The sequence below is a fragment of the Cobetia sp. LC6 genome (assembly GCF_030264805.1).
Lineage (GTDB): Bacteria > Pseudomonadota > Gammaproteobacteria > Pseudomonadales > Halomonadaceae > Cobetia.
The window spans coordinates 21,872-34,335 of record NZ_JASSPL010000015.1; the positions used below are offsets into that span (position 1 = coordinate 21,872).

Consider the following 12,464-nt stretch of genomic DNA (forward strand, 5'->3'; position numbering starts at 1 on the left):
GGCTTGTCAGGTGTCTGACGAGATCTGGCGTGGAGCATCAGGGCCCCTTCCTGGAGGTACCCCGGTGACAGCAATACGCAATCCCGCAGCGGCTGAGCGCGCTGGTAGCAACGGCGTTCCGCGCTCGTCCGGTCTGCTAGGCAACTACGACAAGGGGCTGTTCTGGCCCGTCCTCAGCATCTACACCCTGATCATGATCTATGCCCTGGCGGCACCGGAGCAGACCGGCGCAGCGCTTTCCGGCATACGCGACTTCCTGATCTTCAATTTCGGCTGGAGCTTCGTGCTCGGTGTCGCCGCGACGCTGATCTTCAGCTTCTATCTGCTGCTCAGCCCCTTCGGCGGTATCCGTCTCGGGCCGGATGATTCGCGCCCCGAATTCAGCTACGTGGCGTGGATCTCGATGATCTTCAGTTGCGGGCTGGGCATCGGTTTCGTGTTCTTCAGCGTCGCCGAGCCCCTGACGCACCTCTACACCTCCTCACATGTGCAGGACCTCAATGAAGTCGGCCAGCAGGCAGGGGTAAGCACCGCCATCCTGGACACTCTCATGGACTGGGGCATGCATGGCTGGGCACTGTTTGCCGTGGCCGCCTGGGCCATTGCCTTTCCGGCCTATCGTCTGGGGCAGCCGTTGACCGTCGCCACCGGCCTCTACGGACTTCTGGGGGAGCGCTGCAACAGCAGCCTATGGGGCAAGCTTGCCAACGGACTTGGCGTCATCGGCACCATCGGTGGCAATGCCACCATGATCGGCCTGGGCGTCACCTCCATCAGCTATGCCCTAGAGGTGCTGTTCGGACTCGAGTTCGGAGCCTTCGGTCAGGCCATGGTGATGCTGGTGATCATCATCGCCTATGTCGCGTCGGCGGCGACCGGCATCGAGCGCGGCATCAAGTACCTCAGCCTGCTCAACATGATCATGGCCGGCGCCATATTGGTGGCGCTGCTGGCCTTCGGCCACGCCCCGGCGCAGTACCTCTTGAACATGATCACCCAGCAGTTCGGTGACTACTTCGGCTCGGTGTTCATCAATCAGTTCTGGACCGACGCGGGCAGTTTCGAACAACGTGAATGGGTGGGCTGGTGGATGATCTTCTACTGGCTCTGGTACATCTCCTACATCCCCTTCTGCGGCGGTTTCATCGCGCGCATCTCCCGTGGCCGCACCCTGCGTGAATTCGTGTTCGGCGTGGTGGTGGTGCCGATGCTGCTGTCGATCGTGTGGTTCAGCATCTGGGGTGGTTCGGCCGGCTATGTCGAGGTCAATCAGATCGTGCCGTTGTGGGATAGCGTGCAGAGCAATCCGGAGTCAGGCATCTACCTGTTGCTGCAGAGCATGCCGGGCGGTTGGTGGCTGAGTCTTGCCGTGTTGTTCAACATCGTCGTCTTCGCCGTCACGACCTCGGATTCCGCCTCGTTCTTCTCGGCCATGCAGGTCTCCAATGGCAACGAGAATCCGAAGATCCTGATGCGCCTGCTGTGGGGCGTGATCATCGGTGTCACCGGCATCGTCTTCCAGCTCGCCGGTGGCTTCAACGCCATCAAGAGCCTGGCGATCGTGGTCGGCGCCCCCTTCTTCCTCGTCAGCATCGCTTACATGTTCTCGGTATATCGCATGCTCAAGGCGACCCATGAACAGCCTGCGACGGCCATGCAGCCGGCCCTTGAAGCCAGCCCGATACCTGCCGATGCCGCTGAGTCTCCAGTCTCGAGTGCTGTCACACCCGCCACGCCAGCTACCACGCCCAGCACTACGACAAGTACCACGCCAACACCGCCCACCCTCCCGGGGTCGGGAAGCCAACCCGTCCCGGGCGCGACCTGAGCGGCATGACGGGCTCACGCCGTCTCGAGCAGGCAAGCCACCAGAGCGCAACACGCAGCAACCAACACCGCCATTGATCGCCAATCACATTGATCACCGACTACCACGATCACCAACAACAATGATCGCCAACAACAAGCGGATGGTGACCCACGATGACTGTCAAGCAGCCTTACAACCCTCACTACGACCCTCTCAAGGACAGCTCCCCGGGCGAAGGGGTGGATTATGCGCCGAGCTACTGGCGCTATCATGCCGGGCCGCCCCCGGAGGATGATGGCCCGGTCACTGACGACATGGAGGCCGACGTGGTGCTGATCGGCGCCGGCTTCACCGGCCTTGCCACGGCGATGTTCCTGGCGCGTGAGCATGGCATCAAGGCGGTGGTGCTGGAGGCCAACCAGATCGGCTGGGGTTGCACCAGCCGCAATGGTGGTCAGGGCCATCTGGCCTGGGGACGTCTGAGCCGCAGCCAGTGGGTCAAGAAATGGGGCGTCGACATGGCGCGCCAGCTGCACGCCAACAGCCTGGAGGGGTTCGAGGTCTTCAAGTCTCTGACCCAGGACCCGGAAGTGGACTGCGAGCCTCAGCCGCTAGGCAATCTGCTGATCGCCCACAGCGCACAGGCCATGCAGCATCTCGAGGCCGAATCACGCCTGTGCAACAACATCCTCGGCTACCGGACGCGAACCCTGGACCGCGCGACGGTGCACCGTGACTTCATGGGTGATCAGGAAAGCCACGGCGCAATGCTGGAGCCCGAGGGCATCGCAGTACAACCGCTCAAGCTGGCCTACAGCTATGCGCGTATCGCACGACGCCATGGCGCCCGCATCCACACCAGCAGCCCGGTGCAGCACTGGACGACAGAGAACGGCATCCACTATCTGCAGACGCCGGGCGGCACGGTAAAGGCACGCGCGGTGGGAATCGCCACAGCAGGCTATACCAGCCCCAACCTTCACTCGCTGACGGCCTACCGCAATATGCCGATCATGGCCAATTCGGTGTGGACCCGCACACTGACCGACGATGAGATCGAGGCTTGCGGCCTGCATTCGACCATCCTGACCACGGATACACGCAAGCTGCGCTATTACTATCGCCTGCTCCCCGAGAAACGCCTGCAGATCGGCACGCGCAGCGCCATCAGCGGTGCTGATGCACAGAATGCGCGCCATCTGGAGGTGGTACATGAGGCCATCGCGCGCAAATTCCCGGCGCTGGCAGGCATTGAAACGCCGTGGTTCTCGCATGGCTGGATGGATATCTCCCACGACATGATGCCGCGCATCGTGCAACCGGACCCGAAGCAGCAGATCTTCTATGCCCAGGGTTACAGCGGCAATGGCGTGTCGTTCTCGGCCTATGCCTCCAGGCAGCTTGCCGCGCTGATCGCCGGACAGTCCTTGCGCGAGAGCCACCTGCCGATCTTCAACTCACCGTTGCCCGCCCATCCGCTGAGGCCTATCCGGCGCATGGGTCAGCACCTGCTCTACAAGTATTTCCAGGTGCTGGACAAGGTGAGCTGAGCCACGACTCGTGCAAGTTCAGCCACCGATCGCCTCCATCACTTCCCGCTATCACTTCCCGACACGCCGCGGCGCTCTTGAATGACGACGCGGCACCTCCCACTGACATGCCTCTTGCGGCATGCATGCAACAGAGAGACGCACCATGAACCGTGAACAGATGACCGCCATGTTCGATGCCTTCAATCGCCACGCCATCGATGAGGTCATGGAGTACTTCGCCGACGATGTGGTCTTCGACACCGTCGCCGGCAACGAGGCACACGGCACGCGCATCGTCGGCAAGGCCGCGGTGCGCGATGCCTTCGTGAATACCTGGACGACCATGCCCGACGTGCAGTGGGCCAAGGGCGAGTTCTTCTTCGCCGATCAGCGTGTCGTCTCCGAATGCACCTTCATGGCGACCCAGCCGGACGGTATGCGTGTCGAAGCCGACAGCGTAGACCTCTTCACCATCGAGAAGGGCAAGATCACCCGCAAGCAGGCCTTCCGCAAACAGCGCCCGGCCTTTACACCCGCCATGTGATCATCACGTACAGCGCGACAGCGCGCATGTAAAAAGGCCAGTCATGACGACTGGCCTTTTTGCGTATCACCTTCCCTCACAGATGCCACTCTCAGGATGTGAACCCGCTCTTGTCCGACAAGACGATTTGATAACGACGCTGACTTATCTCGACACGCCGTAAGCTGATAATCTTGCTGATGAAATCCACTTCATGCTTTTCATCCATATGAAATGTGGCTCATTGACTGATAGCTCCGAATGCCAAGAGGAAACCGGATGACCACGGACACAGACTCCTCACAGGCCTCAGCCGGCAGCACCGCACTCAGCAATGCAGAACAGGAAGATCGTCGTATCGGCAGACAGCTGCGCGACCTGCGCAAGTCCCGTCAGATGACACTCAGCCAATTGGCGAAGCGCGTCGGAAAATCCGTCGGCTATCTGAGCCAGGTAGAGCGCGGGGTCTCTTCCCTCCCCATCGGCGTGTTGCAGACGCTGAGTGATGCGCTCGGTGTGCGCGTCAGCTGGTTCTTCCAGCCTGGCGGCAGTGAATCAGCCATGGAGCAGGAAACCATCGTGCGTGCGGATCAGCGCCGTGCCATGAATCTCAGCGCCATCGGTGCTCGGGAAGAACTGCTCTCCCCCCGCCTGAGCGGTCAGCTCATCCTGATCATGACCCGTCTGCAGCCCGGTGGCAGCGGCGGCGAGACACCGCGTGAGCGGCGCGGCGAGGAAGCGGGCTATGTGGAAAGTGGCCAGCTGGAACTGACCATCGGCGAGCAGGTCTTCCTGCTCAACCCGGGTGACAGCTTCTCGCTGACCGGGGACAAACCGCACTGGATTCGCAACCCCGGCGAGACCGAGACCCGCATCGTCTGGGTAATGACGGGCGTGGAGTATTGATCCCTGGTTGTCAGGGCTCTCTGATACCTGCCCTGTCATTCAGCCTGGCTCTATTCAGTCCGGTTCTATTCAGTCCGGTTCAGTGGGGCATCTTGTCACGCGTCGTGTAATAGACGCTGTCGATATGGGAGAGCATGGCGCGTTCGGCGGCGTCGGGGTCGCCAGCACGCAGCGCCTCGACGATACGTACGTGCTCTTCATAGCTGCGCTTGATCGAGCCGTGTTCGGCCATAACCTGGCGGCGGATGTTGAGCGCGTAGGTATAAAGCTCATCGGCATAGCGGATCAGGATCTCGTTGCGCGAATATTCAGCGATGACGTGATGGAAGTTCTGGTCCGAGAGCTGAAAGTTCACCGGCGAGTCGAAGTGCTGTGACTGGGCTTCCAGCAGGGCGCCCAGCTTCTTGAGCCCTGCTTCATCGATATGCCGCGCGGCACGGCGGGCGATGGCCGATTCCACCACGATTCGGCTCTCGAAGACACTCTCGATATCCAGGTTGTTGAGCTCATCGCCCTGCTGACGCGCGGGATGATTGCGGAAACTGTCGATCACGGCCTCACTGGCGCAGACGCGTGACTTGCTGCCGTGCGAGACATTCAGGAGGCCATAGCCCGTCAACAGCGCCAGGCCACCACGCACGGTCTCACGACTCACTTCAAACAACTGTGCCAGCTCTCGCTCGCTGGGCAGCTCATCTCCATCGCGCAGCAGGCCCGTCAGAATCATCTCGATGAGCTTGTCAGCGAGAATTTCCTTCTTGGTCTGATTCTTCAGCGCTTTCTCGAAGGCGAAAGGCGTCTGCTTCATGCAGCCTCCACTGGTATATATTTCATACCAGCATAACCGACAACCGCTAATCACGCATCCAGAAACCGACCATGGTCGCAATTTTCGAGAAAACCTTGACCAATCAGCGTGGGCTCGGCTAATTTTCATCTCAACTGGTCTGGTAAACCAACCAGCAGACCATAAAATGCGAATTGATTGAAGAAACCTACAACAACGCCAACTCTCACAAGGCTGGAATTCACATGTCAGCAACACGTCCTGTCATTGCCCTCACCCTTGGTGACCCCGCCGGTATCGGCCCGGAGCTGATCGCTCGCCTGGTCGCGGAACGCGAGCAATTCGCCGAGACGCACAGCGTGCTGGTCGGCGATCAGTGGCTTTGGGAGCAGGGGCAGCGCCAGGCCGGACTCTTCACGGAGCTGCCACGCGTCGAAAGCTTTGCAAAAGCCCGTGAACATGAAGGCCTGTCGTTGATGCTGGTGGAAAGCGTGGCACAGGAAGAGGTAACGCTGGCCGAGGAAAGTGCCGCCTGTGGCGCCTCGACCCTCGCGGTGCTGTCGCGCTGTCTGGAAGCGGCTCAGAACGAGGAAGTCGACGCCATCTGCTTCGCGCCGCTCAACAAGCTGTCGATGAAGAAAGGCGGGCTGGGGCATGAAGATGAATTGCATTTCTTCGCCGAGAAGCTTGGGGTCAAGGGCTACTTCTGCGAGTTCAACACCCTGGGGACGCTTTGGACCTCGCGCATCTCCTCGCACATTCCGCTCAAGGACGCCGCCGAGTACGTCACCCAGGAGCGCATCATAGCCGCCAGTCAGCTGATTCATGACTCGCTGAAACTGGCCGGTTTCGAGCGCCCGCGCATCGCCGTCGCGGCCTTCAACCCCCACGGTGGCGAAGGTGGCACCTGTGGCCGCGAGGAAATCGACGTCATCGCGCCGGCCGTCGCACGCTGTAATGAGCAGGGTTACCCCGTCGAAGGCCCCTTCCCGGCTGACACCATTTTCCTCAAGGCTCGCGATGGCGAGTACGACGCCATCGTGACCATGTACCACGACCAGGGACAGATCGCGATCAAGCTGCTGGGCTTCAAGTCCGGCGTCACCGTCCAGGGCGGCCTGCCCATCCCCATCACCACGCCAGCCCACGGCACCGCCTTCGATATCGCCGGCCAAGGCAAGGCGGATGTGAACCCGACCCGCAATGCCTTCGCGATCGCCAAGCGCATGGGCACCAATCTGCGCGCGCTGCGCCTCGAGACCGCGTCTGCCTGACGCCTTGTCACTCTTGCTCACATACCCGCGCCAACGTCATCCACAACAAGGATAATCCGATGAAAATCACCAAGGTCAGAACTCGCGTCTTCGAATGGAAAGGCCATACCGTCCCCCCGACCGCCCACTTCTGCTCCAACGCCATGGACGAGCTGTGGGACAAGGGCGACTCGATGGGCACCTTCCGCTTCCACGGCTGGACAGTGGTGGAAATCGAGACCGACAACGGGCTGGTAGGGCTTGGCAACGTGGCACTGGCGCCGCGCATCGCCAAGGCGATCATCGATCAGTACCTCGCGCCGCTGGTCATCGGCCAGGACCCCTTCGACTACGAATACCTGTGGCAACGCATGTACCGCTCCACCCACGCCTGGGGCCGCAAGGGTATCGGCATGGCCGCCATCTCCGGCGTGGATATCGCCATCTGGGACATCATGGGCAAGGCCGTCGGCAAGCCGGTCTTCAAGCTGCTGGGTGGGCGTACCAAGGAGAAGATCCCCTGCTACGCCTCCAAGCTCTATCGCACCGACCTCAAGGGCATGCAGGAAGAGGCCCAGTCCTATCTGGATCAAGGCTTCACCGCCATGAAGATGCGCTTCGGCTACGGTCCGCGTGATGGGGTCGAGGGCGTGCGTGCCAACCTCGATAGCGTGGCCGCCGTGCGCGAAGTCATCGGTGAGGATGTCGATCTGATGCTCGAATGCTATATGGGCTGGAATCTGGAATACGCCAAGCGCATGTTGCCGAAACTGGAACGGTTCCAGCCACGCTGGCTGGAAGAACCGGTGATCGCCGATGACATCGATGGCTACGCCGAACTCAATCAGCTGACCAGCATTCCCATCTCCGGTGGTGAGCACGAATTCACCCATTACGGGTTCCGCCAGCTGCTCGAGAAGCGCGCCGTCTCGGTCATCCAGTACGACACCAACCGAGTCGGCGGCATCACCGCCGCGCGCAAGATCAACGCCCTCGCCGAGTCCTTCAGCGTGCCGGTCATTCCGCACGCCGGCCAGATGCACAACTACCACCTGACCATGGCCTCACTGGCCTCACCGATGAGCGAGTACTTCCCGGTACATGATGTCGAGATCGGTAACGAGCTCTTCTACTACATCTTCAAGGGCGACCCGGAGCCGGTGAACGGCTTCATCGACCTCGACGAAGAGACCCCGGGGCTGGGCCTTGAGCTGAACAGCGACTACTTCGATCAGTTCAACATCATCGAGTGAGGAAGCCATCATGAGACTCGTCCAACTTCGCACCGCCAATGGCCCAAGGGTCGCCGTGGTCGAAAGCCGCGACCAGCTGCGCCTGCTCGATTTCCCGGGCGGCACCTATGAGCTGGCATCCCGCGCCATCGAGTTGGGTATCGGACTCAGTGCACTGATCGAGCAGCACTACTCCCACACCCTGGTCGATTACAAGCAGGCCATCGATCGTCAGGAACTGCTGCCGCCGGTCACCCATCCTGACCGCGCACGCTGCACCGTCACCGGCACCGGTCTGACTCACCTGGGCAGTGCCGATACCCGCGATGCCATGCATGCTGCCGCTCAGGCACAGGATGACGCCAATGTTACCGACTCGATGCGCATGTTCCGCATGGGCCTGGAGGGTGGCAAGCCCGCCGAGGGTCAGGTCGGCGCGCAGCCGGAATGGTTCTACAAGGGTGACGGCAGCATCGTGGTGGCACCGGAAACCGCGATCAGCGTGCCGGCTTTCGCCGAGGATGCCGGTGAAGAGCCGGAGCTGGTCGGCCTGTACTTGAACGATGCCAACGGTCAGCCGCACCGTATCGGCTACGCCGTGGGCAACGAGTTCTCCGACCACATCACCGAGCGCGCCAACTACCTGTGGCTGGCCCACTCCAAACTGCGCGCCTGCAGCTACGGGCCTGAACTGCTGATCGGTGAACTGCCGCAACACCTGGAAGGCACCAGCCGCATCACCCGTGACGGCCAGACTCTGTGGGAGAAACCCTTCCTGACCGGGGAGGCCAACATGGCCCACAGCCTGGCCAACCTGGAACACCACCACTTCAAGTACGCCCAGTTCCGCGCGCCCGGCGATCTGCATGTGCACTTCTTCGGTACCGCCACCCTGAGCTTCGCCGATCAGGTCAAGGTGCAGGACGGGGACCGCTTCGAGATCGAATTGCCGGCCTTCGGGCGTGCACTGCGCAACCCGGTCGCGTTCAAGACCCACGACAACGGCGCCGAGCAGCCCTCCAGCATGGCGGTGCTGTGAACACTCGCGATCAACACAGGAAGTAGAAAAAGGATCAGGGCCTGGCGCATCCCGCCAGCACACGGCCCTGATCCCAGCAGCACAAGTAGCACCCGCAACCACTGCGTCAATAGCGTCTGTACGCACAAGAAGCATCACGACAATAACGAGAAAAGGGCTTCGCCATGACAATCTCGACCCGCCACACCGCCGCCTCACTCATCACCGCCGCCCTTGCCAGTCTGCTGCTGGCAGGACCCGCACATGCCGCCACCTCGCTGACCTTCGCCCATGCGCATCCGGTCACCGACTCGCAGCACCTGGCCGCCGAACGCTTTGCCGAACGTCTGGCTGAACGCAGTAACGGTGAACTGACCGTCAAGATCTTCCCCAACGGTCAGCTGGGCAATGACCAGGCCATGATCTCCGGGGTCCGCAGCGGCACCATCGACCTGGAGCTGTCCGGCAATCCCTATTTCAGCGGCCTGGTCAGCGAGCTGAACGTACTCGACCTGCCCTTCCTGTTCGACACCCGTGAGCAGGCCTATCAGGTACTGGATGGCGATATCGGCCAGGACCTGCTGACCGCCATGCAGCCGCAGCAGATCGAAGGACTGGCCTTCTGGGAAATCGGCTTTCGCAATCTCACCAACTCACGGCGTGCTGTCGAGACAGCCGATGACGTCAGCGGCCTGACCCTGCGCACCACCCCGAATCCGGCGCATATCGCCGCCTTCCAGGCACTCGGGGCCAATCCGACTCCGATGCCCTTCGCGGAGCTCTATACCGCGCTGGAGACCCGCACCGTAGATGGCCAGGAGAACCCGGTCAGCCTGATTCGCTCCGCCAACCTGTATTCGGTACAGGACCATCTGTCTTTGACCGCACATGCCTATACCGCCGCTCCCTTGATCATGAACAAGCAGAAGTTCGACAGCCTTGCGCCCGAACTGCAGACACTGATCAAGGAAGAAGCTCACGAAGCGGCCCGCTATCAGCGCCAGCTCAATCATGACAATGAGCAAGGCGATCTGACCTTCCTCGAGGAGCAAGGCATGCAGGTCGTCCGCGAGCCCGATACCGCCAGCATGCGTGACAAGGTCGCCGAGCCGGTGCGCGCCGAGTTCACCGAAAAGCACGGCAGTGAGCTGTTGGATCGCATCGACACCGCACTCGCGCGCTGATCACGCTCGCCTGACTCGCCACCAGAGGAAGCCCGCCATGCTCTCTGACTCACTCGAATCCCCGGTGGTGCCCGTGTCGCTTGCCGAACTGAGCGAGCAACGCGAGCGCTATCTGGCCACGCAGCAAGAGAATGACCTGCCGATCATCGATGCCCACATGCATGTCTGGGATCCGACGCGTAATTACCAGCCTTGGCTGTGTGACGAGCCGATGATCCCCTTCCGCTACGGCGACTATGCCGCGATTCGTCGCCCCTACCGCCCCGCCGAGCATTTTCAGTCGGCGGGCAAGGCGCACCGGTTGATGGGCTGCGTCTACATGGAAGCGGAATGGGCGCGGGGCGATGCGCTCAAGGAAGTGCACTGGATCGAGGAGACTGCCCGCGAGAGCGGCTGGCCCGATGCCATGATCGCCCAGGCCTGGCTGGATCAGAGCGACATCGGCGATCAGCTGGAAGGACTTTGCGCATCAGGAATGGTCAAGGGGGTTCGCCACAAGCCAGCTGCACTGGAGCGCTACGACCCGAGACTGGCCACCCACGCCATGCCCGGCTCGCTTCGCTGCCCGCGCTATCAGCATGGCGTCGATGAAGTCGCGCGTCGTGGCCTGATCTTCGAGCTGCAGGTGCCCTGGTGGCACCTCGAGGAACTGCTGCCCTTGCTGCAACGCCATCCCGAGATGCCAGTGGTGATCAATCATGCCGGCGTACCCGGCGATCGTCATCCCGACACCCTGCGTCAGTGGTCACGAGCCCTCGACAAGGTCGCCGCCTGGCCACAGGTGATGATCAAGTTCTCGGGGCTCGGCATCGCGGGCCAGCCCTGGCGGCTGGAAGACAACCGTGAGGTCTTCGAGATCGTGCTGCGCCATTTCGGGGTCCACCGCGTGATGTTCGCCAGCAACTTCCCGGTCGATGGGCTGGTGACCTCGCTCGATACACTGTGGCAGGCCTTCAAGGAACTCAGCCGCTCATTGAGTCCCGAAAACCGCCTCAAGCTGTTCTGCGACAACGCCGTTCGCTGCTACTCGCTGGACACCAGCACCTAGCGCTCGTTAGACACTCCAACGACCGCCATGACATCCGTCCCACGACAACAGGCTCTGTATAACAGTCCCGATAAAAACAGTCCCTATAACAACAACCTGCAAGGAATTCGCCATGCTTGTTCCCCACGCCCTGTCTGACAAGACTCTGCTCAACAAGACTCTGCTCAACAACGTGCTGCTCAAGACAGTCACTACGCTGGGACTGATGTTGACCTTCGCGACCACCGCTCACGCCGAGATCACCGCGCGCATGGGCACCAGCCTGCCAGATGCCCACCCGCAGACGCTGGGCGCCAAGAAATTTGCACAACTGGTCGAGGAAAAATCAGACGGTGAGATCACCATCAAGGTCTTCTCCAACGGCATCCTGGGCAACGACGTCAACATGACCTCGATGCTGCAATCCGGGACCCTGGATTTCACCGCTCCCTCCACTGCGACGCTCAGCAGCCTCAATCCTGACTTCAACATCGTCAGCCTGCCCTTCCAGTTCGATGACAGTGAACATGCCGATGCGGTACTGGATGGCGAGGCTGGCCGTGCCCTGCTCGCAAGCCTCGATGACAAGCAGCTGGTGGCACTCGAGTACTGGGAGAACGGCTTCCGTCACATGACCAACAGCCGCCGTCCTATCGAGACGCTCGAGGACATCGAGGGCCTCAAGATTCGCACCATGCAGAACGCTCTCTACATCGACCTCTTCAATGGACTGAATGCCAATGCCGTGCCCATGTCGGTCAATGAACTGTTCACCGCCATGGAAACCCGCACGGTGGATGGTCAGGAAAACCCCTACACCGTGATCGACGCCAAGCGCTTCTTCGAGGTCCAGAAGTACCTGTCGCGCACCGCGCATGCCTATGACGCCCAGGTGCTGGTCGCCTCGGCGGGCTTCATGCAGTCACTCGATGAGGCGCAGCGCCAGCTGGTCCGCGAGGCCGCCCGTGAAGCCACGCTCTATCAGCGTGAACAGAGCCGGGCCATGAACGAGGAACTGCTGAGCGAGCTGCAGGACAAGATGACCGTCAACGTGGTGGCGAACAGTGAACGTCAACGCATGCGCGAGGCTCTGGCACCGGTGATCCAGCAACACACTCAGGCGCTGGACCCGGCGGTGGTGACGCAATTCCAGACTGCCTTGGCCGACGCGCGCTGAATATTTCATCAGCTC

The 12,464-nt window shown here is 61.3% G+C and carries 11 protein-coding genes; 10 read left to right on the forward strand and 1 reads right to left on the reverse strand.

Features of this window, described 5'->3' with window-relative positions; genetic code table 11:
• The first annotated feature begins 64 nt into the window (after positions 1–64).
• From QQF40_RS14945 to QQF40_RS14960, 4 genes are all read left to right on the forward strand, one after another.
• On the forward strand, positions 65–1,828 hold the full coding sequence (locus tag QQF40_RS14945) for a BCCT family transporter (RefSeq protein ID WP_285461775.1): 1,764 nt from the start codon (positions 65–67) through the stop codon (positions 1,826–1,828).
• 155 nt (positions 1,829–1,983) lie between these two features.
• Complete coding sequence (locus tag QQF40_RS14950) at positions 1,984–3,360, forward strand: NAD(P)/FAD-dependent oxidoreductase (RefSeq protein WP_285461776.1); 1,377 nt, start codon at positions 1,984–1,986, stop codon at positions 3,358–3,360.
• A gap of 145 nt (positions 3,361–3,505) precedes the next feature.
• On the forward strand, positions 3,506–3,886 hold the full coding sequence (locus QQF40_RS14955) for a nuclear transport factor 2 family protein (RefSeq protein WP_285461777.1): 381 nt from the start codon (positions 3,506–3,508) through the stop codon (positions 3,884–3,886).
• Between the two features lie 258 nt (positions 3,887–4,144).
• Positions 4,145–4,771, forward strand: coding sequence for a helix-turn-helix domain-containing protein (locus tag QQF40_RS14960; RefSeq protein WP_285461778.1), 627 nt, complete (start codon positions 4,145–4,147; stop codon positions 4,769–4,771).
• Between the two features lie 79 nt (positions 4,772–4,850).
• On the opposite strand, the gene QQF40_RS14965 is transcribed toward QQF40_RS14960, so the two are convergent.
• Positions 4,851–5,579: a FadR/GntR family transcriptional regulator gene (locus QQF40_RS14965; protein ID WP_285461779.1), complete on the reverse strand. Its 729-nt coding sequence runs from the start codon at positions 5,577–5,579 to the stop codon at positions 4,851–4,853.
• A gap of 224 nt (positions 5,580–5,803) precedes the next feature.
• On the opposite strand from QQF40_RS14965, the gene QQF40_RS14970 reads away from it, so the two are divergent.
• The 6 genes from QQF40_RS14970 (at position 5,804) to QQF40_RS14995 (ending at position 12,449) form a co-directional block, all read left to right on the forward strand.
• Entirely contained in the window at positions 5,804–6,832 is a 1,029-nt protein-coding gene (locus tag QQF40_RS14970; protein WP_153636114.1) for a 4-hydroxythreonine-4-phosphate dehydrogenase PdxA, read from the forward strand.
• A 59-nt stretch (positions 6,833–6,891) separates the two neighbouring features.
• Positions 6,892–8,064 (forward strand): L-rhamnonate dehydratase, encoded by a 1,173-nt coding sequence (locus QQF40_RS14975; protein WP_153636115.1) that lies wholly within the window; start codon positions 6,892–6,894, stop codon positions 8,062–8,064.
• Between the two features lie 10 nt (positions 8,065–8,074).
• Complete coding sequence (gene araD1 / locus QQF40_RS14980) at positions 8,075–9,082, forward strand: AraD1 family protein (protein ID WP_285461780.1); 1,008 nt, start codon at positions 8,075–8,077, stop codon at positions 9,080–9,082.
• 164 nt (positions 9,083–9,246) lie between these two features.
• The gene (locus QQF40_RS14985) at positions 9,247–10,245 is read left to right on the forward strand and encodes a TRAP transporter substrate-binding protein (protein WP_285461781.1); all 999 of its coding nucleotides are present in this window, start codon (positions 9,247–9,249) and stop codon (positions 10,243–10,245) included.
• Positions 10,246–10,282: 37 nt separating this feature from the next.
• Entirely contained in the window at positions 10,283–11,293 is a 1,011-nt protein-coding gene (locus QQF40_RS14990; protein ID WP_285461782.1) for an amidohydrolase family protein, read from the forward strand.
• A gap of 112 nt (positions 11,294–11,405) precedes the next feature.
• Positions 11,406–12,449 carry a TRAP transporter substrate-binding protein gene (locus QQF40_RS14995; protein WP_285461783.1) on the forward strand — a complete coding sequence of 348 codons (1,044 nt, stop codon included), beginning with the start codon at positions 11,406–11,408 and terminating at the stop codon, positions 12,447–12,449.
• The last annotated feature ends 15 nt before the right edge of the window (positions 12,450–12,464 follow it).